Source organism: Agrobacterium fabrum str. C58 (assembly GCF_000092025.1).
GTDB classification, from domain to species: domain Bacteria; phylum Pseudomonadota; class Alphaproteobacteria; order Rhizobiales; family Rhizobiaceae; genus Agrobacterium; species Agrobacterium fabrum.
The window spans coordinates 2,187,396-2,211,814 of record NC_003062.2; the positions used below are offsets into that span (position 1 = coordinate 2,187,396).

At 59.6% G+C, this 24,419-nt stretch carries 22 protein-coding genes; 10 read left to right on the forward strand and 12 right to left on the reverse strand.

Annotated features, from left to right (window positions below):
• Nucleotides 1–122 precede the first annotated feature (122 nt).
• From ATU_RS10825 to ATU_RS10840, 4 genes are read right to left on the reverse strand one after another with little or no spacing between them, the layout of a single operon-like run.
• Nucleotides 123–968, reverse strand: coding sequence for a phosphatase PAP2 family protein (locus ATU_RS10825; protein WP_010972667.1), 846 nt, complete (start codon nt 966–968; stop codon nt 123–125).
• Nucleotides 958–2,466: an ArnT family glycosyltransferase gene (locus ATU_RS10830; RefSeq protein ID WP_035255955.1), complete on the reverse strand. Its 1,509-nt coding sequence runs from the start codon at nt 2,464–2,466 to the stop codon at nt 958–960. The genes ATU_RS10825 and ATU_RS10830 overlap by 11 nt, the downstream gene beginning before the upstream one ends.
• Nucleotides 2,441–2,728 (reverse strand): lipid-A-disaccharide synthase N-terminal domain-containing protein, encoded by a 288-nt coding sequence (locus tag ATU_RS10835; protein WP_010972149.1) that lies wholly within the window; start codon nt 2,726–2,728, stop codon nt 2,441–2,443. Before ATU_RS10835 ends, ATU_RS10830 begins: the two co-directional genes overlap by 26 nt.
• Before the next feature lie 20 nt (nt 2,729–2,748).
• Nucleotides 2,749–3,588 (reverse strand): glycosyltransferase family 2 protein, encoded by an 840-nt coding sequence (locus tag ATU_RS10840; protein ID WP_010972150.1) that lies wholly within the window; start codon nt 3,586–3,588, stop codon nt 2,749–2,751.
• A gap of 198 nt (nt 3,589–3,786) precedes the next feature.
• On the opposite strand from ATU_RS10840, the gene ATU_RS10845 reads away from it, so the two are divergent.
• Nucleotides 3,787–6,051, forward strand: coding sequence for a methyl-accepting chemotaxis protein (locus ATU_RS10845; RefSeq protein ID WP_010972151.1), 2,265 nt, complete (start codon nt 3,787–3,789; stop codon nt 6,049–6,051).
• Between the two features lie 143 nt (nt 6,052–6,194).
• Here the strand turns inward: ATU_RS10845 and adh are convergent, their stop codons facing one another.
• The 3 genes from adh to ATU_RS10860 form a co-directional block, all read right to left on the reverse strand.
• Nucleotides 6,195–7,712 carry an aldehyde dehydrogenase gene (gene adh / locus ATU_RS10850; RefSeq protein ID WP_010972152.1) on the reverse strand — a complete coding sequence of 506 codons (1,518 nt, stop codon included), beginning with the start codon at nt 7,710–7,712 and terminating at the stop codon, nt 6,195–6,197.
• Between the two features lie 173 nt (nt 7,713–7,885).
• Nucleotides 7,886–8,845: a helix-turn-helix domain-containing protein gene (locus ATU_RS10855; RefSeq protein ID WP_010972153.1), complete on the reverse strand. Its 960-nt coding sequence runs from the start codon at nt 8,843–8,845 to the stop codon at nt 7,886–7,888.
• Between the two features lie 104 nt (nt 8,846–8,949).
• A complete protein-coding gene (locus tag ATU_RS10860) occupies nt 8,950–11,034 on the reverse strand; it encodes a putative bifunctional diguanylate cyclase/phosphodiesterase (RefSeq protein ID WP_010972154.1) in 2,085 nt (694 codons plus the stop codon).
• Between the two features lie 302 nt (nt 11,035–11,336).
• Between ATU_RS10860 and ATU_RS10865 the strand changes: the two genes are divergently transcribed.
• The 5 genes from ATU_RS10865 to ATU_RS10885 all read left to right on the forward strand — a co-directional run bounded on the left by ATU_RS10865 (nt 11,337) and on the right by ATU_RS10885 (nt 16,643).
• A complete protein-coding gene (locus ATU_RS10865) occupies nt 11,337–11,945 on the forward strand; it encodes a 50S ribosomal protein L25/general stress protein Ctc (RefSeq protein WP_006311165.1) in 609 nt (202 codons plus the stop codon).
• Nucleotides 11,946–12,247: 302 nt separating this feature from the next.
• Nucleotides 12,248–14,635, forward strand: coding sequence for an EAL domain-containing protein (locus tag ATU_RS10870; RefSeq protein ID WP_010972155.1), 2,388 nt, complete (start codon nt 12,248–12,250; stop codon nt 14,633–14,635).
• A 17-nt stretch (nt 14,636–14,652) separates the two neighbouring features.
• Nucleotides 14,653–15,366 (forward strand): substrate-binding periplasmic protein, encoded by a 714-nt coding sequence (locus ATU_RS10875; protein ID WP_010972156.1) that lies wholly within the window; start codon nt 14,653–14,655, stop codon nt 15,364–15,366.
• Between the two features lie 100 nt (nt 15,367–15,466).
• Entirely contained in the window at nt 15,467–16,183 is a 717-nt protein-coding gene (pth, locus tag ATU_RS10880) for an aminoacyl-tRNA hydrolase (protein WP_010972157.1), read from the forward strand.
• A gap of 7 nt (nt 16,184–16,190) precedes the next feature.
• The gene (locus ATU_RS10885; RefSeq protein WP_010972158.1) at nt 16,191–16,643 is read left to right on the forward strand and encodes a GNAT family N-acetyltransferase; all 453 of its coding nucleotides are present in this window, start codon (nt 16,191–16,193) and stop codon (nt 16,641–16,643) included.
• A 46-nt stretch (nt 16,644–16,689) separates the two neighbouring features.
• Here ATU_RS10885 and clpS read toward each other — a convergent pair whose 3' ends face one another.
• Nucleotides 16,690–17,001: an ATP-dependent Clp protease adapter ClpS gene (clpS, locus tag ATU_RS10890; RefSeq protein ID WP_010972159.1), complete on the reverse strand. Its 312-nt coding sequence runs from the start codon at nt 16,999–17,001 to the stop codon at nt 16,690–16,692.
• A 242-nt stretch (nt 17,002–17,243) separates the two neighbouring features.
• Here clpS and ychF point away from each other — a divergent pair, with 242 nt between their 5' ends.
• From ychF to ATU_RS10905, 3 genes are all read left to right on the forward strand, one after another.
• Nucleotides 17,244–18,347: a redox-regulated ATPase YchF gene (gene ychF / locus ATU_RS10895; protein ID WP_010972160.1), complete on the forward strand. Its 1,104-nt coding sequence runs from the start codon at nt 17,244–17,246 to the stop codon at nt 18,345–18,347.
• Nucleotides 18,348–18,644: 297 nt separating this feature from the next.
• The gene (locus ATU_RS10900) at nt 18,645–19,118 is read left to right on the forward strand and encodes a MaoC family dehydratase (RefSeq protein WP_010972161.1); all 474 of its coding nucleotides are present in this window, start codon (nt 18,645–18,647) and stop codon (nt 19,116–19,118) included.
• Nucleotides 19,115–19,582, forward strand: a complete 468-nt coding sequence (locus ATU_RS10905) for a MaoC family dehydratase (RefSeq protein ID WP_010972162.1) — start codon at nt 19,115–19,117, stop codon at nt 19,580–19,582. The genes ATU_RS10900 and ATU_RS10905 overlap by 4 nt, the downstream gene beginning before the upstream one ends.
• 45 nt (nt 19,583–19,627) lie before the next feature.
• Here the strand turns inward: ATU_RS10905 and ATU_RS10910 are convergent, their stop codons facing one another.
• From ATU_RS10910 to petA, 4 genes are all read right to left on the reverse strand, one after another.
• On the reverse strand, nt 19,628–20,170 hold the full coding sequence (locus tag ATU_RS10910) for an adenine phosphoribosyltransferase (RefSeq protein WP_010972163.1): 543 nt from the start codon (nt 20,168–20,170) through the stop codon (nt 19,628–19,630).
• A 216-nt stretch (nt 20,171–20,386) separates the two neighbouring features.
• Complete coding sequence (locus tag ATU_RS10915) at nt 20,387–21,271, reverse strand: cytochrome c1 (protein WP_010972164.1); 885 nt, start codon at nt 21,269–21,271, stop codon at nt 20,387–20,389.
• A 22-nt stretch (nt 21,272–21,293) separates the two neighbouring features.
• The gene (locus tag ATU_RS10920; protein WP_010972165.1) at nt 21,294–22,577 is read right to left on the reverse strand and encodes a cytochrome b; all 1,284 of its coding nucleotides are present in this window, start codon (nt 22,575–22,577) and stop codon (nt 21,294–21,296) included.
• A 14-nt stretch (nt 22,578–22,591) separates the two neighbouring features.
• Nucleotides 22,592–23,170: a ubiquinol-cytochrome c reductase iron-sulfur subunit gene (gene petA / locus ATU_RS10925; RefSeq protein WP_010972166.1), complete on the reverse strand. Its 579-nt coding sequence runs from the start codon at nt 23,168–23,170 to the stop codon at nt 22,592–22,594.
• A 309-nt stretch (nt 23,171–23,479) separates the two neighbouring features.
• Here petA and ATU_RS10930 point away from each other — a divergent pair, with 309 nt between their 5' ends.
• On the forward strand, nt 23,480–24,412 hold the full coding sequence (locus ATU_RS10930; RefSeq protein ID WP_010972167.1) for an endonuclease/exonuclease/phosphatase family protein: 933 nt from the start codon (nt 23,480–23,482) through the stop codon (nt 24,410–24,412).
• Nucleotides 24,413–24,419: the final 7 nt, after the last annotated feature.

The following is a 24,419-nucleotide window of genomic DNA, read 5'->3' on the forward strand; positions in this document are numbered from 1 at the left end:
AGGTTTTTAACACGCCAATAAAATCAATATGTTGCAGATCCTCGAGACAAGTCCGGGGATGACGTGGACTATCTGGCGAGCGTCGCCATTCATCTCATTGATGCCGCACTTCAAACGTCCTCTTAGGACGAGGCCGCACCCGCGCCGGGCGGCCGCAGGCGAGAAGCTGCCGCCTTGATTTTCGGCCACCAGCGCCGAACACGGGCAAGGACGGCATGGCGACCATTGCGCCAAAGGCTGATCGTATCGGCCGAGACGGCATCACCGGTGAAGAGGTGACGGTGTCGGCTTATCGCCAGTACCCTGTACAGAAACAGCGTCGTCAGGGCGGAAAACAGGATGGACATCACCACATCGCTGAGGAAATGCCCGCCGGCTGCGATGCGAAGACCGGACATGAGGATGATTGCCCCGGCAGCAAGAACACCCACCATCCATTGCCCCAGGGGACGCAGGCGCGGCCAGACCAGCACGCAGAGTGGCAGGAAAAAGCTCGCGATCAGCGCGGTTTCGCCCGAAGAAAACGAACAGTTCGAATAACATTGCGTGCTGAACTGAAAAGGTGGCGTAAACAGCTGATGCCCACCAAATTCGGTGACGCTGAACGGACGCGCGCGACCGATCATGGCCTTCAGCACGCCATTGACGAGAAGGCCGGCACAGAGGATTACCGGCCCACACAGGAACGCCCAGACCCGCCAGCCGGTTCGCTGCAAAGCGCCCAGCCTGAGATTGCCGACGAGGACCAGGAAAGCCAGAAGCGTGGCAAGCTCCGCACCTTCGCGCAGCGTGTCGCGCAGCCATTCGGGAAACGGCTCCCGGCCGGGCCATGGCTGGCCCGTCGACGAAAAAAACAGGGCGGAAAACCGCAGATCGATGGAGGGGAAGGTTGCAAACAGGATGACGAGCGCGAGTGCCACAAGCGTTACCCAGATGGTGATCCGCATATGGGAGAGATCATTGTCCATGAGCGCCCCCCGGAATGCATTGCGGCGGCAGGCGCCAGAGCCCGATTTCCCGGCCCTCCAAAAAGCCCGGCCCGGCGGTCCAATGCGCAACCGGCGCCTCGCCGGCAAGGCATGCCGGCAAACCATCCACGCCTGCCAGAAACAGCGGATTTTTCGCTTCGCCTGATTTCAGCGGATAAAGAAGCGCATAATGGCTTGATGGCACACCGGTTTCGGGCAAGGCGCGCGTCAACACCTGTTTTTCATCCCGCAACTGGTAAAAAAGCTCGGCCAATATCGAACGATCATTGGCGACGATGGCATCCGCCCCCGCCTCACGCGCCCGCGACAGGCCGGTCGACACCAACTCGGAGCGCCCGAGATAACGCGCCATCGCCAGTTCGCCCTTCGGAAGGCGTAACTCCGTTCCGGCAATCGTCATCAGCGGCAATGCGACGGCGACGACACCGCCGAGCACCAAAGTGGACACGGTGAGCCAGCGCCGTGACGCCAGCACCGGCACCGCCAGAAGCACGCCAGCCGCATAAGCCCCCACCGCCCAGTTGGCGAGTGAGCGCGACATCAGGCCCTGCGCCGTAATCAAAAGCACGATCGGCACCGAAAGCGCGACCAGCGCACGGTCTTCGGCTGTCTTTGCGCGGATTGTTGCGACAATCATGCCGACAAAAACGAAGGGACCGACCACGCCGGCCTGCGAGAAGAAAAATTCCAGCGCGGAACCGACCTTCAGCTGGACGCCATGCCAGTTCGCGTTATCAGCCGTATGGCGCGCGGTCATGAAATCATGCGCGGCGTTCCACCACAGATTGGGGGCGATGACGGCACCGCAGATCAGCACGGCAATCGCCGCGTCGCGCAGCCGGATGCGCCATGCTTCGCAAAGCCAGCCGGCTGCGATGAAGCAGGGCAGAAAATAGATCATCGCATATTTCGACATCAGGCCGAGGCCGAAACAGAGGCCGAGAGCGATGCTCCAGCCCAGCGCACCCCTGCTTTCGGCCCGCGCCTGCGCAAGCTTCCTGACCGAGATCATCGACAGCACGATGAACAGCATCATCGGCGTATCGGTTGAGATCAGCAGGCTGCCGAGTGTCACGGCGGGCAGCGTCAGATAGACAAGGGCGGCCAGCGAGGCCAACCTGATATCATAGACCATCCGGCCCAGCACAAGAATGGCCGCCGCCGCAACGCCATGCACCACCGGTGCGGCCAGCCGCACCTGGAAGGTGCCCTCGCCGCCGCCAAGAATAGTTGCCGCGCGAATGAGCCAGCCGATCAGCGGCGGCTTGGAATAGGCGCCGAGCGCCATCTCCCGGCCCCATAGCCAATATTGCGCCTCATCGACGAAGAGATCGGTACGATTGAAGGCCAGCCCAACAACCCGCAGCACTGTCACGACAATGATCGCCGCGATCGCAAACGTCAGCCACCGATGCTGTTCGCTTGCCTGCGCATGAGGCAAGGCCACGCCGTCATGCATGCTGGCGGCGTTCTGCATGGATCAACCAGAGATTTCGAGCATAGATGAGAAGGCCTGACGCCTGCCCGATAACAAAGACCGGGTCGCGCCGCCACAGTGCATAAGAAAGCAGCACCACACCGCCGAGAATGGAAAAATACCAGAAGGCGACCGGCATGACCGAGCGGCTCGCCCTTTCAGAGGAAATCCATTGAACCAGAAAACGCATGGTGAACAGCATCTGGCCCATGAAGCCGGTCAAGACCCATACGAATTCTTTCCAGCTGTTCACATGCAGCATGGACCATAAAGCCGGTGCATTCACGGCGATGTCTCCGTTTTGAAGGTTTCAGCCCAGCTTGACCGCTTGCGCCGGCGCAATAGCCAGACGACGCCGATCAGATCGTGGATGCCGACGAGCGCGCGGCCAATATTGGTGTAATGGGAATTTCCGTGCAGCCGCGCCCGATGCGTGACGTCGACATGGGCCACCTGCCAGCCGTCGCGATTAAAAAGCGCCGGGAAATAGCGGTGGTGGTGATCGAAATAGGGCAAGGCGAGATAGGCGTCGCGACGGAAGGCTTTAAGCCCGCAGCCGGTATCGCGCGTCCCGTCTTTCAGGATGCGCGCCCGCAAACCGTTGGCAAAGCGCGACGAAAGGCGTTTTCCGAGTGTATCGCGCCGGCCGACGCGCTGGCCGGCCACGAGGCCGAGCCGGCTTGTTGCAGTGGCGGAGAGAAGCGGCGCAAGAAGTGCAGGCAGATTGTCCGGCGGGTTCTGGCCGTCACCGTCAAGCATGCAGATAACAGGTGCGCGCGCTGCCTGCACGCCGCTATGGATCGCTGCCGATTGCCCGCCCTGACGGTCGTGCCGGACAAGCCGCAGCATCGGGTAACGATCACCAAGCGAAAGCACCGCATTCACCGTCCGATCGGAGGAGGCATCGTCCACCACCACAATTTCGAATTGGCCGACCGGCTGGCAGGCCGTCACGATCTCGGCCACGAGCGTTTCAACGCTCGCTTCCTCATTGTGCATCGGCACGATAACCGCGAAATCCGGGATCGATCGCAAAGGGGCTCCGTCATATCCATCTGCTCGGGTTCCGCAGACATCATCGATAGTGGCGAGAGAAGGAGCGCGAAAAGCTTGCATGAACATGAACAGCCGTTGATCTTCGCTGCATATGCGCCTGTTCTATTGCAGTTTTATTACGGCACGTGTCGGTGGAGTGTCGGTGGCGGTCAAAGTTTTTTTCGCGGCATGCGGGAAATAATCGTACAATTTGCAGCCCTTTAACGCGACCGTAAGCAATTTTTGCCACCGTGCGACAACGTTTTTTTGGGGGGAGGAAACAGGATGCCGGGTGTAAATCCGACTGCTGTCAAAGCTAAATCATTGTCAATCAAGGCCAAATTCGCGGCGCTCGTCACGGGCGCGACGCTGGTCTCCTGCCTGTCCGTGGGGTTGTTGTCCTACGAGATGGGCAAGTCGGGCCTTATCGACGCCAGCGAAATCAGGCTCGAAACGGTTGCAAGCAACCAATCCAAGCAGCTTGACGCCTATACTTTGCGTGTCGAACAAAGCATCACCGAACTGTCGCAGAATGCCGCAATCGCCCAGGCGCTGGAAACGATGACCACTGTCGTGCCGACGGAAAAGGATGCCATCATCCAGGCTTTCCGCCGTGAAGGCGTCTCCGAGGAGGAGCGCGCTTCCTTCAACGGCGAAGGGTTGCGACTGCTTTATGCCATTCGCCACGCGACCATCAACGCCGCCATCGCCAGCGTCTGGCGCAATACCCGCGTCAGCGATATCTATGTCATCGACAAGAACGGCCTCATTATCTATTCCGTGACCAAGGGAAAGAACTTCCTGACCAACGTGACGGAACCGCAGAACGCCGCGATCAAGGACCTGTTCCAGCGCATCGAAGCCGGCAAGGATGGTGTCGTCAGCACCACCGGTTTCAGTGGCGGCGATAGTGATTCGGCCATGATCGGCATGCCGCTCGCGGTCTCAAACTGGGGCCAGCTGCAGCGCAAGGGCGCCGTCATCATGCGCGTTGCCGCCGACCGTATCGGCGCAGTCGTCACACCCGAAGAAACCGGCAAGACCATTGATGACGCCGTTCTTCTGAGCGCGGAGGGCAAACGCCGCGCCGGCGTGCTCTCGGGCGGCGCGGATGCTGCCATTTCCGAAAATCTCGCGGCCCTTTCGGGCGCAAGCGACCCTGGAATGGTGCTGGCACAGACGCCTGCCGGCAACATCTTCTATGCCTATCGCCCGGTCACCGTGTTTGGCCAGAAGCATCTTCTGGCCATCGGCCAGCAGGAGAGCAAGGTGCTGGCCGCCGCCAACGATCTTGCCTTCTGGGCGGCCGTTGCGACCCTTGCCGTTCTTGCGATCATGACGCTGATCGGCATCTTTGTATCCGCAAGCCTCACCAAGCCGTTGACCGGTCTTGCCGGATTGATGGAGCGCCTCAACGGCGGTGACAACAATATCGAGATCAAGGCGGTTTCCCGCGGCGATGAGATCGGCACCATGGCGCGCGCGCTGGAATCCTTCCGCCAGGGCATTCTGGACAAGCAGCGCATGGAAGCCGAATCCCATCGCAAGGGCGAGGAACTGGATGAGGAACGCGCCCAGCGTGAAATGGAAAAGGCCAGAAGCGCCAAGGAACTGGAAGAGGCCGTCGATGCACTCGCGACCGGTCTTGCCAATCTGGCCGCCGGCAGACTTGATCGTCGCATCGAAAAATCCTTCGTGCCGTCGCTCGATCATCTGCGCGTCGACTTCAACAACTCCATGGCCGGGCTGGAAGCGACGATCTCCAATATCGGCGAAAGCGCCAATGCCATCCGCTCCGGCTCCGGCGAACTGAAGAGCGCATCGGAAGACCTGTCGCGGCGCACCGAACGTCAGGCCGCAGCCCTTGAGGAAGCGGCTGCAGCGCTCGGAGAGATGACGCAGGCCGTCGATCTCTCCCTGTCGCGCTGCAATGTTGCTGTCGAGGCGACGGCAGGCACGATGCAGGACGCCCACAAGTCTACGGCTGTGGTGAAAGAAGCGATCGTCGCCATGGAACGCATCGAGACCTCTTCGTCCAAGATCCGCCAGATCATCGACGTCATCGACCAGATCGCCTTCCAGACCAACCTGCTGGCCCTGAATGCCGGCGTGGAAGCCGCACGCGCCGGTGAAGCCGGAAAGGGCTTTGCCGTTGTGGCGCAGGAAGTCCGCGAACTGGCCCAGAAATCGGCCGCCGCCGCGCGTGACATCACGACGCTGATCGCCACCTCGGCGGGCGATGTGGAAAGCGGTGTCGCGCTGGTGCTGAAGACTGGCGAAAGCCTGGAGCAGATCCAGAAACGCATCCAGTCGGTCAACGACCAGATCGGCGAAATCGCCACCGCATCGCGCGAACAGTCCGGCCGCCTCAGCGAAATCAACGCCTCCGTCAACGAACTCGACCATGTCACGCAGCAGAATGCGGCGATGGTGGAACAAACCACGGCTTCGGCCTTCTCATTGGCAAGTGAGGCGGATGGCCTGACCGAACAGGTCGGGCAGTTCTCAGTGGGCGAGACCCGGCACGCGGACCAGCGTTACGCGGCATAAGCCACAAGGAAAAAAGGCCGGAGACAAAACCTCCGGCCTTTTATTTTGCTTAAAACTCCGATCCGGGCTCCCAGGGGCCGAAGCCCCTGGGAACACGCCGGCGACCTGGCACCGTTGCCCTCGCCGGCTTCCGGGGAGGAACCTCAGAAGAAACCGACCTTGTTCGGGCTGTAGGAAACCAGCAGGTTCTTGGTCTGCTGGTAATGATCGAGCATCATCTTGTGGGTCTCGCGACCGATGCCCGACTGCTTGTAACCACCAAAGGCAGCACCCGCCGGATAGACGTGGTAGCAGTTCGTCCACACGCGGCCCGCCTCGATGCCGCGGCCGGCGCGGTAGGCGATATTCGTGTCGCGGCTCCAGACGCCCGCGCCCAGACCGTAAACCGTGTCATTGGCAATTTCGAGCGCTTCTTCCACCGTCTTGAAGGTGGTGACGGAAACGACAGGACCGAAGATTTCCTCCTGGAAAATCCGCATCTTGTTGTTGCCCTCGAATACGGTCGGCTGGATGTAGTAGCCGTCCTTCAGGTCGCCCGTCAGCGTCTTGCGGTCGCCGCCGGTCAGGACCTTCGCGCCTTCCTTCTTGCCGATCTCCAGATAGCTCATGATCTTGTCGAACTGTTCCTGCGAGGCCTGTGCGCCCAGCATGGTCGACGGGTTGAGCGGATCGTCCTGGCTGATGGCCTGAACGCGCTTGATCGCCTTTTCCATGAAGCGGTCATAGATCGATTCATGCACCAGCGCACGCGAGGGGCAGGTGCAGACCTCGCCCTGGTTCAGCGCAAAGAAGGCGAAACCTTCGAGCGCCTTGTCGAGGAAGGCATCGTCCTCGTTCATCACATCGGCAAAGAAGATGTTCGGCGACTTGCCGCCGAGCTCCAGCGAGATGTTGGTGACATTGTCAGCCGCATAACGCATGATTTCCTTGCCGACCGAGGTGGAACCGGTGAAGGCGATCTTGGCGATGCGGTTGCTCTGAGCCAGCGGCTTGCCGGCTTCAAGCCCCGTGCCGTTGACGATGTTGAGGACGCCGGGCGGCAGAAGGTCTTCGATCAGTTCCATCACGATGAGAATGGAGGCAGGCGTCTGTTCCGCCGGCTTCAGCACCACGCAATTCCCAGCGGCAAGCGCAGGTGCCAGTTTCCACGCAGCCATCAGGATCGGGAAGTTCCACGGAATGATCTGGCCGACGACACCGAGCGGTTCATGGAAATGATAGGCGACCGTGTCATTATCGATTTCGCCGATCGTGCCTTCCTGAGCGCGGATGCAGCCTGCGAAATAACGGAAATGGTCAATCGTCAGCGGAATATCCGCATTGGTAGTTTCGCGCAGCGGCTTGCCATTGTCCCAGGTTTCAGCCCGGGCGATGAGGTCGAGATTGTCTTCGATCCGCTGGGCAATCCTGAGCAGGATGTTGGAGCGTTCCGTGATGCTCGTCTTGCCCCATTTTTCGCGCGCCTTGTGGGCAGCGTCGAGCGCGAACTCGATGTCGGATGCATCCGAGCGCGGTACTTCGCAGATCTTGTGGCCCGTCACCGGTGAGAGATTGTCCATATAGCGGCCGGACTTCGGCTCCACCCATTTGCCGCCGATGTAATTGCCGTATTTCAGCTTGAAGGGCGCTTCGCCCGCTTTCTGCTGAACCTGAATGTTCATGATTTCATCCTCCCTGATGAAAACGATCCTGAGCGGACCGCATGGGAGGAAGGTGGGCCTAGATGGCGCGGTTCGGTAGAGGGGCGGCGCGGTTCCGCAGCGCACATTGTCTCACATCTGCGACAAAGCCACCGCGATCCGGCGTAATCGGCCGGATCGCACACTTACGGGCCTTAATGCACGTCGAATTTCTTCATCTTGCGATGAAGCGTGGCGCGGCTGATGCCAAGCAGCGAAGCGGCCTGCGTGACATTGCCGTTGGTGCGCGACAGGACGCGCCGGAGTGCGGAACGTTCCGCTTCCGCAAGGTCGGAGCCGCCATCGTGGCGCTGTTCCTGCAGAATATCCGCCGCCGGCAGACCCTGCGCGATCCTGATATCATCGAGCTTCAATGCGAGGCGGGCGGCCCGCGTCGCACCGAGCACCAGATCGTCCTGATCCACGGCCAGCAGTGACATCGCCGCGCCGAACCCGGTCGGCACGACGACGATGCGCGCGCCGGGAAAGGCGCGGCGGAAAAGATTGCCTTCGATACGCTGCGCCGCATCCTTCACCGCCTGGGTGACGAAGGAGAAGGTCATCTCATTGATATCGTCGCGGCAGGTGGAAATATCGAGCGCGCCCGTCACCCGGCCGGTATGGTCGCGGATGGGCGCGGTAGTGCAGCAGAGTTCAGTGTTCGACGTGAAGAAATGCTGGTCGCGATAGACCACTACCGAGCGCTCATCCACCAGCGCCGTGCCGATGCCGTTGGTGCCCACGCTCTCTTCGCTCCAGACGGCCCCGTTCCAGAGGCCGAGCGCCCGGAAATCGCGGTCATCACCGGAAGCACCACGTCGCTCCAGCGCAACGCCCTGCGCGTCGGTCAGAAGCAGGCAGCAACCGGATTTGCCGACGCTGTGAAAAATGCGGTCCAGTTCGTCCGTGCTCTCGGCGATCAGGCCGGCGGCACTTTCGCGGGCGCGGCGAAACTCAATCTCGCTGAGAAAGATCGGCTTGCGGTTTTCCTCCGGCGCAAGACGGTGCTTGACCATGCAGCGCCGCCATGAGGCAATAATCGGAGAACTTGCGGCCGCGGAACGATGGCGTGCTGTTTCATACACGCGTTCCGCATGGGCGATGTCTGTCGGCATACGCTCCTCCCAAAGCTTTTATGCGATGGTGCGCTGGAAGCGTGCATGTTTCAACAAAAAACTTCGCGACCGGTCCTGCCGGGGCACCCGCTGGCTGCGCCGGACTAACGAACCACCTTGATATAACGCCGGCCGGAGGCCTCTTCCGTTTCATCCTCCGCCGAGAGGAACGTGTCGTCCACGAGATTGGCGATGGAGGTCAGCGGACCGGGCTTGCCGAAAAAGAAGCCCTGCACCTGCAAGCAGCCTTCACGCCGCAGGAATTCAATATGGGCCTTCGTCTCCACTCCCTCTGCAAGCACCGGAATATTCAGGCTGTGCGCCAGAATGAGCGTCGAGCGAACAATCGCCTCCGACTGCACATTGGTGGACAGGCCATCGATGAAGGCGCGGTCGATCTTGATCTTGTCGAAGGGGAAGCTCTGCAGGGTCGAAAGCGAGGAATAACCCGTACCGTAGTCGTCCATGGCGATCTTGACGCCGAGCGACTTGAGCTTGCGGATGGTGACGAGCGCGTGGCGATGATCGGCGATGATGCTGCCTTCGGTAATTTCAAGCTCGAGCCTTTCCGGCGCAAGTCCCGTCTCTGCAAGAATTCTCTCAACCTTGTCGGGGAAATCATTATCCGCAAGCTGCTGCGGCGCGACGTTGACGGCAATGGCGAGTGACTTTTTCCACCGCGCAGCCTGCGCGCATGCTTCTCTCAGAACCCATTCGCCCAGTTCGACGATGAAGCCGGTCTGTTCGGCAATCGGAATGAATTCGACGGGAGATACCATGCCGCGTTCGGGATGTTTCCAGCGCAGAAGCGCCTCGAAACCGACAATGCTGCCGCTTTTGGTGTCGTTCTGCTGCTGGTAATAAAGCTCGAACTCGTTATTGGCGAGGCCGCTGCGCATGGCGATGGCAAGCGCATTGCGCGCGCGCGCGGCCTCGTCCATGGATTTGTCATAAAAGCAGATCGTGTCAGACGTCGCGCTTTTCGCCCGGTACATGGCAACATCGGCCTGCGCCATCAGGGTATCGGCATCGATGGAGCCGGTGTTGCGGACCGATATGCCGACACTTGCGCCGACCGAAAATGTCTGGCCGTTCCATTCGACTGGCTTGCTGATCTGCTCGATCAGTCGCTGCGCGAATTCTGCACCATCGGCCCGGGTGTAATAGGAATGGGTCATCGCCACGAATTCATCGCCGCCCATGCGCGCCAGGAATTCACCGGCCTTCAGCACGGAACTCGCCCGATCGGCGATGGCGCGCAGCACGGCGTCACCGGCCGCGTGGCCATGCACGTCGTTGATTTCCTTGAAACGGTCGAGATCGATCGACAGAAGCGCGGTATGCGCACCCATGGAGATATGGCGCGTGCGGCGGTTGAGATGTTCGATGAATGCCGCGCGGTTGGGAATACCCGTCAGCGGATCGTGCAATGAAAGATGGCGATAGCGGGCAACCGCCTGCTGGGTGGACTGGGCGTCGATGACATAGGTGGAAAGTCCGAGCGCCAGAAGCAGCAGCGTCACCGCGATTGCGCCTCCGCCCATGATGGCCGGCGGCAGCAGATTTTCCGGAATGATGATGCGCGGATCGAAGGCGAACGACATGGAGGCCATGCCGGTATAGTGCATCGAGGCAATGGCGAGGATGAGAAACGCCACCGCACTATATTGGCAGAAACGGTTGAGAGGCCGGGCAATGCGATTGACCGCAATGGCGCCGAGCACCGATCCCAGCACCAGCGAAGCGATGACATAGGCCTGATCCCAGAAGATCATGCCCTGCACATTATAGGCCGCCATGCCGGTATAATGCATGGCCGCAATGCCGAGGCCGAGGATGGTACCGCCGGCTTCCACCAGCACGCTGCGGCCGCCATAGGCGGAAATGCCGAAACCGGCGGTCGTCGTCGTAATGGCGATAAGAAGAGAAAGTCCGGTCAGATAGGGATCGTAACCCACATCGCCCGCCGCGACATAGCCCAGCATCGCCACGAAATGGGTGGTCCAAATCGCCGCGCCGCCATTGACGCCCGCCAGAAACAGCCAGTTGACCTTCTGCAATCCCGTCGCCAGACGCGCTTTCGAAAAAAGACGCATCGTGACGAAGCTTCCGAGCATGCACACGACAACCGCCGCAGCGGTGTATCGATAGTCGTGATCGATGGTGAGGCACTGGAGAACTTTGAACATTGTCATCTACGCAATTGGAATTCTGCGTAGCCTTACCATTCGCCAAGTTTTCACCCGGTTTATGTGCATGGATAAGCATATATTAAAAGTTGCAACACCCGAGTGAATTAGTAATTACTAATAAAATTATAAAGTGGCATCCGCGAAAACGGGGCCACTCTTGTCTTTAGCTTCGGTTTGTATTATAGCGCCCGCACCCGTGTAGACACCCTTGGAGGCAACGCGGGTGGGATGGCGCTTGCGCCTCCCCAGTTCAGTGTCCGCGGGCATGAACTCTCCATATAACCTCGAAAGGAATTGCCATGAGCAAAGAATCGTATGAGCTCAAGGCCGAGGCGCGCGAACGAGTTGGTAAGGGGTCCTCTCGTGAACTTCGCCGCAACGGTTTGATTCCCGCTGTCATCTATGGTGACAAGCAGGCCCCTATTTCTATCGCCCTGTCGACCAACGAAGTCACCAAGCGTATCCACGCTGGCGGTTTCATGACGACGGTTGGGACGATCGACGTCGACGGCAAGAAGATCAAGGTTCTCCCGAAGGATTACCAGCTTGATCCGGTCCGCGACTTCACCATGCATGTCGACTTCCTGCGCGTTTCGGGCAACACGCTCGTCAACGTTGAAATTCCGGTTCACTTCGAAAACGAAGAAAAGTCGGACATCAAGATCGGCGGCGTTCTGAACATCGTTCGCCACACGGTGGAATTCCACTGCCCGGCCAACGACATTCCGGAAGCCATCACGGTTGACCTCTCCGGCCTGAAGATCGGCGACAGCGTTCACATCTCGAACGTCAAGCTGCCGAAGAACATCACGCCCGTCATCGCCGACCGCGACTTCACGATCGCAACGATCGTTGCTCCGGCAGCAGGCGTTGAAGAAGAAACGACCGAAGAAGCTTCCGAGGAATAATCGGCGGCCGCAAGGCCTGACAGCTTTGAAGAATGAGGCCCGTTCCGTTTTCGGAACGGGCTTTTTAGTTTTTATGAACTTTAAAACCAGAAAGCTTGGCCTCCGCAGCTGAGATGGGAAGCGTTTCAGTGTCGATTAACACTTCCATGAAACGATACCCTTGCGCTGTCGTGGAAACATCGGACGGTCTGGGAAATTGCACGAGGGAACGCGGCCTTTGCCGAAAACCCCTCGCAAACCCCATCCGGATGGGCAAAAACGCAGCGCAGCAAGTCTGGGGCAAAGGGTAGCTGCAATTCAACATGGCTCATTCCGTCGAAAGCCGCTTTATCGCGATTGTTTCCGGCGCACTTCTTACAGTGGTCGCACCGCTTTTCACGCTTTTGCTGACGCTTTCCTATAACGAGGCAATCCGCAGCCAGCGCAACCATATCGAAATTCTGCTGTCGACGAATACGCAGGCGCTGGCCCGCCCCCTGTGGGACCTTGATGACGACACCATAAATCAGATTACCGGAACCCTTGTTTCCGATCCCATGATCCGCATGGTCGAGGTCAAGGATACATCCGGCCAGCTCGATGTCGTCCAGACTGCCGGCAGCGACATCATCCAGGACGCCGCCTCGACGACACGCGAGGTGATCTACAAGACCACCAAGGGACCAGTCACCGTTGGGCAGCTGACGGTCTATTACGATGATGTCGGCCTTCTGACCTCGCTCAGCCGGACCGAACTGGCCTTTATCACGATTTTCATCCTCGCCGTCCTCACCATCGTTCTTGCCGCCATCGTCGGCAACCGCTTCATGGTCATCCGCCCGCTGATGCGACTGGCGGCGGCGATAGAGGCGACACGCCGCCTCGGCTCACGCCACCATGTCGACTGGCGCTCGAAGGATGAAATCGGCCGGCTGGCAAAAAGCTTCAACGAAATGCAGACCCAGCTCGAAAAGGAAGAGCTGGAGATCAAGAATGCCCACGAACGCAAGACGGAGATCTACAACCGTACACCCGCCATGCTGTTCTCGCTCGACAGGCACGACCGGATTGCCGCCGTCAGCGACTATTGGGTGCAGGCGACCGGTTACGACCGCACCAGGATACTCGGCCTGAACTTCGCCGATCTCATCCATCCCGACGACAGGTCCCTGTTTCAGCAGCGCAAGACGGCGCACCCCTCGCCCGACGCTTCACACAACGGCATCACCGTGCGTTTCCATTGCATGGATGGCGGTGTCATGGACGCGCTCATCCTTGAAAAGCCCCTTGATTCCGGCGATACCACGCAGCAAAGCACGTGTCTTTGCGTCATGACCGATGTGACCGAACTGAGCCAGTCGGAAAAACGCAACCGGCAGCAGGCCATTTCCGACCATCTGACCGGCCTCTTCAACCGTCAGGGCTTCGAGGCGATCCTCGACCTGCAGATCCGCGATGCGGACCGGAACGGCAGCGAACTGGCCTGCCTGTTCATCGACCTCGACCGTTTCAAGGCCATCAACGACAATCTCGGCCATGCGGCGGGTGACGCCGTTCTCAAGCAATTCACGCTGAAACTCGAACCCCTGCTCACGCCGCTCGACAGCGCTTCGCGGCTTGGCGGCGACGAATTCGCCATTCTGCTGGCCGGCGACAAAGTGGAAGAACGCGCCCTGGAATTTTGCGAGCGGGTCTGCGCCATGCTGGACATGCCCTTCGAGATCGAGAACAACAGCATCCGCCTCAGCGCCAGCATCGGCATGGCTGTCTATCCACTGCACGCCTCCAGCGCGTCGGAGCTTTTGCAGAATGCCGACATGGCGATGTATAGCCGCAAGAGAACCGGCAAAAACGGCTCGCAGGTCTTCGACAGCTCGATCATGGACCGCGCGCGCGAACATGCGGAGCTGGAGCGGGATATCGCCCAAGCGCTCTCCGAGGACTGGTTCGAAGCTTATTTCCAACCCATTCAAGACCTCGCAACCGGCCAGACGGCGGGTTTCGAAGCACTGCTGCGTCTCAACCATCCCGACAAGGGATTGCTTTCCCCCGCCGCGATCGTCAGCCTTGCCGAAGAAAACGGCACCATTCAACGCATCGGCAATCTCATTCTCGATCAGTCGATCGCCAATCTCGCCAGGCTGTCGCGCCTGCCCGGGATGGATCAGACCTATGTGGCAGTCAATTTTTCGCCGCTGCAATTCGAACCGGGATTGCCGACTCGCATCGCCGGCGTGCTGCACCGGCACGGTATTCTCCCCGCACGTCTGGTCATTGAGATCACCGAAGCCGTCATCATGAAGGACGATCCGCAAATCCGGGCGATCCTCAATGCCATTCACCAGCTCGGCTGCCGCATCGCGCTGGATGATTTCGGCACGGGTTATTCCTCGCTCAGCTATCTCAGCCGTTTTCCGGTCGATATCGTCAAGATCGACCAGTCCTTCACCCGCTCGATCTGCGACGACACCGTGGACATCAGGCAGCGGAGCCGTATGCTTGTCGAAGGCATCGCCGCCATCTCGCACAAGATGAACTGCACCGTTATTGCCGAGGGCGTGGAGACGGAAGAGCAGAAGGACCTTCTGACCGATATGGGCGCGGATTTCGGACAGGGTTATTATTTTGCGCGCCCGCAGCCGGTCCAAAGGCTGATCGCCGCGTTCGATGCGACGTCCGGACAAAGCCGCTTTGCGGCGCGACAAGCGTGAAGCCGATGGAGGCAGCGATGGGATTGATCCGCTTTTGTCTGCTCTTTCTTGCTCTCGCCACACCAGTCAACGCGGCGAAGCTCTTCCTGACGACCGAGGTCTATCCGCCTTATAATCTGCAGGCCAGTGACGGCAGCGTGCACGGCGTCTATTTCGACCAGCTCAAGATCGTGCTCCAGGACACCGATACGGATTACGAAGTCGCCGTCATGCCCTGGGCGCGGGCCATTGCACTGGCCACAACACAGGCCATGCACTGCGTCTTCGCCACGGCACGAACGCCCGAGCGGGAAAAGCTCTTCAAATGGGTTGCGCCAATCCATACCGACCGCAACATTCTCGTGGCCCGCCGCGAGGCGAATATCGAGGCTTCCAGCCTCGAGGACGCCAGAAGATACCGGGTGGGAACCCAGCGGGGCGACTATACCGAAGCACTGTTGGAAAAACTCGGTTTCCCGCAGGTGGATGTCGGCGCGGATTTCGAGATCACGCTCAACAAGCTGAAACTCGGGCGCATCGACCTCATGCCCATGTCGGAAAGCACCCTCAAGAGCCTGCCTGCGAACAGTTTCAAGGAGGTGATAACGCTGAGCCGGCAACAGCTCGGCCTCGCCTGCAACAAAACCGTTCCTGACCAGATCATCGCGAAATTGCAGGCCCGGCTGGACAAGCTGATCGCCGATGGAACGCAGCAGCAGATATTCGATCGTTACAGTCTGGTCAGCCCCTGAGCAATCGGCCGATCCGCCCGCGAACCCATAAAAAGATTGACATCAGGCACTTTTCGGGGTGGTGACAACAGCATCATCAGGCAAAACGCGGACATGCCCCATGAAGATCATCGCAGGACTTGGTAATCCCGGCGCACAATATGCGGGAAACCGTCACAATATCGGCTTCATGGCCGTGGATGCGCTGCAGCGCCTGCCCTCTTTTGCGCCCTGGTCGAAGAAGTTCAAGGCGGAGATTTCCGAAGGTGAGATCGGCGGCGAGAAGGTTCTGCTGATGAAACCGCTCACCTATATGAACCTGTCAGGCGAATCCGTCGGCGAGGCCATGCGTTTCTTCAAACTGACGCCGGCCGACATCATCGCCATCCATGACGAACTCGATTTGCTGGCCGGCCGCACACGCATCAAGATCGGCGGCGGCCACGGCGGTCATAACGGCCTTAAATCGCTCGACGCCCATTGCGGCAAGGAATACCGCCGTCTGCGCCTCGGCATCGGCCATCCCGGTGACAAGGAGCGGGTGCACGGCCATGTGCTCGGCGATTTCGCCAAGTCGGACCGCGTCTGGCTCGATCCGCTGCTGGACGCCATTGCCGACAACGCCGCCATGCTGGTGAAGGGTGACGATTCGCAGCTGATGAACAAGCTGGCGCTGGCGACGGGCAGCAAACCGGAAGCGGAAAAACCGGTAAAGGTCGCCAAGCCGGCCGCGCAGTCCCACATCCACCAGGCGCGCAACAGCGCCCAGCCGAAAAAGCTGCCGGAAACCGGACCAATGGCCGAGATGCTGAAGCGAATGTTCGGCAAGAAGGACTAAAACTCGCATGTCTTCCGACGCTATTTCCCTGCGGGCGGCCGGCCCCGGCGATCTACCCGGTTTGCTTGAACTCTACCAGGTACTAAACCCATCAGACCCGGAATTAACGACGCAGGAAGCAGGTGCGGTTTTCGCCGCCATGCTCGCCCAACCCGGCCTGACCATATTTGTGGCGACAGAGAATGGCAAACCCGTCGCGACTGCCACGCTTCTGATCGTTCCGAACCTGACCCGCGCCGCCCGCCCCTATGCCTTCATTGAAAACGTGGTGACACTGGAGGCGCGCCGCGGTCGGGGATATGGCCGCACGGTGGTGCGCCACGCCATTGAGACAGCCTTCGGCGCGAACTGCTACAAGGTGATGCTCCTGACAGGCCGCCACGACCCGGCGGTTCATGCCTTCTACGAAAGCTGCGGCTTCGTGCAGAACAAGACAGGTTTCCAGATCCGGCAGGATTAGTGACAACTCGTCAATCTCGGCAACCCCAGAGCCGCCGTAAAAGCGCTCACTCCTCCGGCTCGGTCGTGAACATCAGCGGGAAGCCCGCTTCCTTGCCGAGATCGGTCGCCTCCTTGGCCTTCGTCTCGGCAATATCGCGCTCGCAGACAACCACCACCGCGCTGCCGAAGCGATGCGCCGTCATCATCACCCGGCGTCCGGTATCCTCGCTCATGCGAAAGACGGCCTTCAGCACCACGGTGACAAATTCGCGCGGCGTATAGTCGTCATTCAGCAGCATGACCTTGTAGAGCTTAGGCCGCTCCAGCTTCGGTTTGACCTTCGGTTTTGGTTTGAGATCGACAGGACTGTCACTCATGATTGTCGCTCGTCATGGTGGTTCATCATCGTGGTTCGGGGGAAAATCCCGCTGGATGGCGAAAGATCGCGCCTTGAACCCACTTATACTGCACCGCAACCGCGCTATCGGCAAGCCTGCCCGGAAATCCGCACCTTTCGCAGGGCTTTGCCGGCACAAATCGGCTCGCGGGCTTGACCTTGCCCTGCCCATTCCGCAAAAGGCTCCTCAACGAATTCTTTCAAACGGACAGGTTTCAAGCCATGGGCTTCAAATGCGGTATCGTTGGATTGCCAAATGTCGGCAAGTCCACCCTCTTCAACGCGCTGACGAAAACGGCCGCCGCACAGGCTGCCAACTATCCCTTCTGCACCATCGAGCCGAATACCGGCGAAGTTGCCGTGCCGGATCCGCGTATGCAGCAGCTTGCGGCCATCGCCGGTTCGAAGGAAATCATTCCGACCCGCATTTCCTTCGTGGACATTGCCGGCCTGGTGCGCGGCGCGTCAAAGGGTGAAGGCCTCGGCAACAAGTTCCTCGCCAACATCCGCGAAGTCGATGCCGTCGTGCATGTGCTGCGCTGCTTCGAAGACGACGATATCACCCATGTGGAAGGCCGCATCAATCCGGTTGGCGACGCCGAAACGATCGAGACCGAACTGATGCTCGCCGACCTCGAAAGCCTGGAGCGCCGTGTCGAGCAGACGCGCAAGCGCGCCACCAGCAAGGACAAGGAATCCCTGGCTCAACTGCCGGTCATGGAAGCGGTCATCGCGCTGCTCAACGACGGAAAGCCGGCACGCCTGCTGTTGAAGACGCTGGCGGACGAGGAAATCGAAATCCTCAAAGGCCTCAATCTCCTGACGTCGCACCCGGTGCTGTATGTCTGCAACGTCTCGGAAGCCGACGCATCGTCCGGCAACGAGCACACCGCAGCCGTCGCAGAGATGGCAAAGCAGCAGGGTGCTGAATGCGTGATCATCTCGGCGGCGATCGAGGCCGAAGTTGCACAGCTTCCGGCCGATGAAGCCGAGGAATTCCTCTCGGCCCTCGGCCTTAACGAAGCTGGTCTCGACCGGCTCATCCGTGCCGGTTATCACCTGCTCGACCTCATCACCTATTTCACCGTCGGCCCGAAGGAAACGCGCGCCTGGACGATCGTGCGCGGCACCAAAGCCCCCGCCGCCGCCGGCGTCATCCATACCGATTTCGAACGCGGCTTCATCCGCGCCTTCACCATCGGTTTTGACGACTACATCGCCTATAAGGGCGAAGTCGGCGCCAAGGAAGCGGGTAAGGGACGTGACGAAGGCAAGGAATATGTCGTTCAGGACGGCGACGTCATCCACTTCCGCTTTAACACCTGATCTGGTTTGAACGACGGTTCGAATGAAGCCACCCGGACAATGCGGCACATTTCTTCTCCCCGCCGGGGAGAAGATGTCCGAAGGGACAGATGAGGGGGCCACCTCTCTGGATATCTCTGCCCCAGCACCCTCATCCCGCCGCCGCGACCTTCTCCCCGGCGGGGAGAAGGCGATAGAAGCACCCGCTCGACCCCCAGAGCATTATCAGTCAACAGCCGCACCTTCAATTTGACCTTTACGTAAAAGGAAAAATCCTCTTAGATGCGCACAACACTGACTGTGCGAAGGGAGGAAACCATGGTGCCGGTCGCGACATACACCTATGAGGATTTTGCCGTAGGGCGGGAATTTCCCCTTGGACCACAATCGATTTCCGCAGCGCAGATCATCGAATTTGCCAGCGAGTTCGACCCCCAGCCCATGCATCTGTCGGAAGAGGCTGGCCGCCGGAGCATTCTTGGCGGGCTGGCGGCTTCCGGCTGGCACACCTGCAGCCTGCTGATGCGGATGATGGCAGACAGCTACATCTCCAACTCCACCTCGCAGGGCAGCCCCGGCATCGATTATGTCGACTGGAAAAAGCCGGTTCTGGCCGGAGACACGCTTTCGGGAAAATCCATCGTGCTGGAACAGCGCCCTTCCGCGTCGCGCCCCGGCATCGGCCTCGTAAAATTGCGCCACGAGCTTTATAACCAGCGCGGCATTCTGGTCTCACAGGGAGAAAACACCGTCATGTTCCTGATGGGTGGCGATGGAGGCGTTGCGGCATGAGACTGGCAGAACTTTCCCCGATCGGCGAACGCGTCACCCTCGATACGCTGCATTTTTCCGCCGAAGACATTATTCGCTTCGCTCGCGATTTCGACCCGCAGCCCTTTCATCTCGATGCCGAGGCGGCCAGGAACAGTGTTTTCGGCGGGCTCTGTGCCTCCGGCTGGCACACCGGCGCGGGCTGGATGAAATCCTTCCTGTCCCATTGGGCAAAGGAAGTGAAGCGGTTGAAGCTACAGGGGCTGGAACCGCCGAAACTCGGCCCCTCCCCGGGCTTCCGCGAACTTAAATGGAAAAAGCCGGTTTTTGCCGGTGACGACGTGACCTATTTCGTCACCCTGCTCGACGCTCGCCCGCTGGAATCGAGGCCCGGCATCTGGCTGAACATCACCTTCAACGAGGGCGTCAATCAGTCGGGAGAAACGGTACTGACCTTCCAGAGCGGGGTTCTGGAATTCGATTAATACGAGCCCTGGGGCAAACCATCGCGACTTGCCCCGGTTACCGCCTCAATGGCCAGAAAATTCTACCAGCGTGCGCACGTCGACGCCAAGATCTTCCAGCTTCTTGCGGCCGCCGAGATCAGGCAGGTCGATGACGAAGCAGGCGGATACGATTTCCGCACCCATCTGTCGCAAGAGCTTCACGGCACCTTCGGCGGTGCCGCCGGTGGCGATCAGGTCGTCGACAAGAATGACCTTCTCGCCCGGCTGTACGGCATCCACATGCATCTCCATTTCGTCGACACCATATTCCAGGCTGTAGGCGACCCGCACGGTGGTGTGCGGCAGCTTGCCCTTCTTGCGGATCGGCACGAAACCGGCCGAAAGCTGATGCGCCACCGCCCCGCCCAGAATGAAGCCGCGCGCTTCCATGCCGGCGATCTTGTCGATCTTCGTTCCCGCATAGGGCTGCACGAGTTCATCGACGGCGCGGCGAAATGCGCGCGGGTTGCCGAGCAGCGTCGTGATGTCCCGGAAGATGATGCCCGGCTTCGGATAGTCGGGAATGGAACGGATGGCAGCGGAAAGCTCCGAAGCGATAACGGTCATGGTATTTCCAGTTAAAATGGGAAATGGATCAGGAAGTTCGGGCCACCCTATCAATTTGACGGCTGTGGACCAACTAAAAAGGCAACGGCACTCATTCCACCGGCGACATTCCCTCGATCCGCGCCCAGACCGGGCGGATAGCCTCGAAGGAACGCTCATGAAAAAGCCTCCGCGGACGACCGCGGAGGCTGATGATCGCAGGCATCGAGATGACGCTCAATGTTCCTTGTTGGCGTAAACCGATTTCTTGGTGAGATAGATCAGTGCCGTGAAGATGAACAGGAAGACCATGACCATGAAGCCGGTGCGCTTGCGCGCTTCCAGATGCGGTTCCGCAGCCCACATCAGGAAGGCAGCGACGTCCTTGGAATATTGATCAACCGTCTGCGGTGCACCATCGTCATAGGTCACCTGATCGGCGCTGATCGGCGGCGCCATCTTCAGTGCCGCAGCGCTGACGAAGTACGGGTTGAAATGCGTACCTTCCGATATCTCAACACCGGCCGGCGGTTCCTGATAGCCGGTCAGCAGCGCATGGATATAATCCGGGCCGCCTTCCTGATAACCGCCGACGATCGGGATCATGTCGATGATGAATTGCGGGAACCCACGCTCTACGCCGCGCGCCTTGGCAAGCAGCGACATGTCAGGCGGTGCAGCGCCACCATTGGCGGCAGCCGCCGCTTCGTGGTTCGGGAATGGTGAAGGGAAATGGTCGGAAGGCACGGCCTTGCGATTATACATTTCACCTTCGGCATTCGGGCCATCCTGCACCTCGTATTCGGCGGCGAAGGCCTTTACCTGCTCGTCCGAATAACCGAGATCCCCCAGCGTGCGGAAGGAAACGAGGCTCATCGAATGGCAGGCTGAGCAGACTTCCTTATAGACCTTCAGGCCGCGCTGCAGCTGGCCCTTGTCATATTTACCGAAGGGACCGGCGAAGGACCAGCTCTGCTCCTCGGGCTTGATGATCGGGAAGTGACCGCCGGCAATCGCATGTTCCGCCTTGGTGGCGAGATCATGGCTCTCCTCCGCCGCGAAGGCGGCGGCGGAACAGCTAATGGCGGCGAAAAGCGCGATGCTCGTGAATAGCGTCTTCATTGTCGTCATCCTTCCTTCGCGCTCAGACCTGGGCGGCCGCTGGCGCGGCACCCGTCTTGGCAGCCTTCTTTTCAAGAACGGCCTCGGTAATCGAATTCGGAATACGCCGGGGCGTTTCGACCAGACCGAGGATCGGCATGATGACGAGGAAGAAACCGAAATAGTAGAGCGTGCCGATCTGCGACATGACGACATAAAGTCCTTCCGCAGGGCGTGAACCCAGCCAGCCGAGCAGGATGGCGTTGACCACGAACAGCCAGAAGAACATCTTGTACCAGGGGCGATAGACGGCGGAGCGAACCTTCGACGTATCGAGCCAGGGCAGGAAGAACAGCACGATGATCGCGCCGAACATGACGAGAACGCCGCCGAGCTTGGAATCGATCGGCCCAACATTGAAGGTGATGGCGCGCAGCATCGCGTAGAACGGCAGATAATACCACTCCGGCACGATGTGGGCCGGCGTCTTCAGCGGATCCGCCATGATGTAGTTATCAGGGTGGCCGAGGAAGTTCGGCATGTAGAAGATGAACCAGGCATAGGCGATGAGGAACACCGAAACGCCGAGCGCATCCTTCAGCGTCGCGTAGGGCGTGAAGGGCACCGTATCGGTCTTGCTCTTCACTTCCACACCGGTCGGGTTGGTCTGGCCCGTCACATGCAGCGCCCAGATGTGCAGGATGACGACACCGGCAATCATGAAGGGCAGCAGGTAGTGAAGTGCGAAGAAGCGGTTGAGCGTCGGATTGTCCACCGCAAAGCCACCGAGCAGGAACTGCTGGATCCATTCACCCACGAGCGGGAAAGCCGTGAAGAAGCCGGTGATGACGGTCGCGCCCCAGAAGGACATCTGGCCCCAGGGAAGCACGTAGCCCATGAAGCCCGTCGCCATCATCAGCAGATAGATCACGCAGCCGAGAATCCAGAGGATTTCACGCGGCGCCTTGTAGGAGCCGTAATAAAGGCCGCGGGCAATGTGCAGGTAAACCGCGATGAAGAAGAACGACGCGCCGTTGGCATGCATGTAGCGCAGCAGCCAGCCATGGTTGACGTCACGCATGATCTTTTCGACGGAATTGAAGGCGACCGTCGTTTCGGCCGCATAATGCATGGCCAGCACGACGCCGGTGAGAATCTGCACGATCAGCATGACGGCAAGCATCGCACCAAAAGTGTAGGCATAGTTCAGGTTACGCGGGACAGGATAGGCAACGAAGCTGTCATAGATCATGCGCGGCAAGGGAAGCCGCGAATCGATCCACCTCTCGATGCCGGTGGACGGCTGATAACTGGAATGGCCACTCATGAATAACTGTCCCCTTATCCGATCTTGATCACGGTATCGGATGTGAATGCAAATGTCGGGATGGCGAGGTTCTGCGGCGCCGGACCCTTACGTATGCGGCCCGCCGTATCGTAATGCGAGCCATGGCAGGGACAGAACCAGCCGCCGAAATCGCCGGCCTGGCCGAGCGGAACGCAACCGAGATGGGTGCAGGAACCGATCATGACGATCCAGTTCTCCTTGCCCTGACCGGCGGAGCGGTCAATGTCCGTCGCCTGCGCGTCGGGGGCAATGTTGGCATTGCGTGCCACCGGGTCTTTAAGATCGCCGAGAGCGACCGCATTGGCTTCGTCGATTTCCTTTGCCGTGCGGTTGCGGATGAAAATCGGCTTGCCGCGCCACTTCACGGTAAGCGACATGCCCGGCTCGACGGCCGTGACATCCACCTCGATGGAGGCGAGTGCCAGCGTCGATGCATCGGGACGCATCTGGTCGATAAAGGGCCATGCAACGGCGGCGGCACCGACGGCGCCCGCCATTCCCGTCACTAGATAAAGAAAATCGCGACGGGTCGGTTCACCCGAAGCGTCGTGATTGGTTACGTGCTCGCTCACCGCTACACCATCCTCTGCGCTGTTTTTGCCGTAAATCGCATGAGTCCTCCCGCTATGATTTGATCCAGGACAAACTCCGTCCCATCGCCCTGGACACAACTGCGGCATCAAGAAACCGCGTCACTCTGTGTGATCGCAAAATATTGACCGACTTGGCAAGAGCAAAGCACACAAAGCTGCCGTAATTCTGCCCGAAGCGCCCGATTTGGCTCTCATTTTTTCGCCGGCCTTGGCAGGCGGGCAACATTGTGTGCATTCATGCACCATGTTAGGAGACTTCAAGGGAGAGCTTGGAAAGCAGGGATTCGGATGACGGCGAAGCTCTCTTGCATGGTATCCACGGCAGTGGCTGCCGTTCTTTTCATCGCCAGCCTGCGTTATGTGACGGATTTCTGGCTTTTGGCCTTCGTCACCAGCTTCCAGCTTCACATTGCCATCGTCTGCCTCCTGCTGTCATGCCTCGTCTTCTGGCTGACGCGTGATGTCGTTACGGCCGCGCTTCTGGTCTGGGCGCTTGCGCTCGCCATCCACGCCGTCGCGATGCTGATGGAATTTTCCACAGCCGCCACCGCCGCACCCGGCGCAAGACCTTTTCGCCTGCTGTCCTTCAACGTCTTGATGGATAATGCCGCCAATGCGGATGCGATTGCCGACAAAATTCTCGAAGCAGGCGCAGATGCGGTGTACCTCTTCGAAGCGGCGGCATTGCAATCGGTTTTGCCGCGTTTGCAGCAAACCTATCCGCACAGGCTCGGTTGCTATGAGGGTACGCCCGGCTGCGATCTGGTCATCCTGTCAAAAAGACCATTGCTGGAAGGCCGTTTTCATAGCCTCAGCGATCTTCGACGAGACCGGTTTGCGATTGCGCATGTCGATCTCGACGGCACGGAGCTGACGCTTGCCGCCGGCCATATCACCAAACCCTATTTCGACGACTACCACCGCGATGAGCTCGATGAAGTCAGCGAAATTCTCTTTCGTGTCACCGGCCCGCTGATTCTGGGTGGGGATTTCAATTCGGCGAGCATCGCCCCCGACATGCGTGCTTTCCTCGCCGCCAACGATCTTAAGAAAGCGACCTTCGAACCCGCCACATGGCCGACAGAGGCTGGCCGCTTCGGCATCGCCATCGACCACATCTTCGCCCGCGAGCCGGCGACCCTGATGAAAACTACACGCCTGTCGGACAGCCTCGGTTCCAATCATTTCGGACTGATGGCGGATTTCATGATCGGCCGGTAATGCGCGA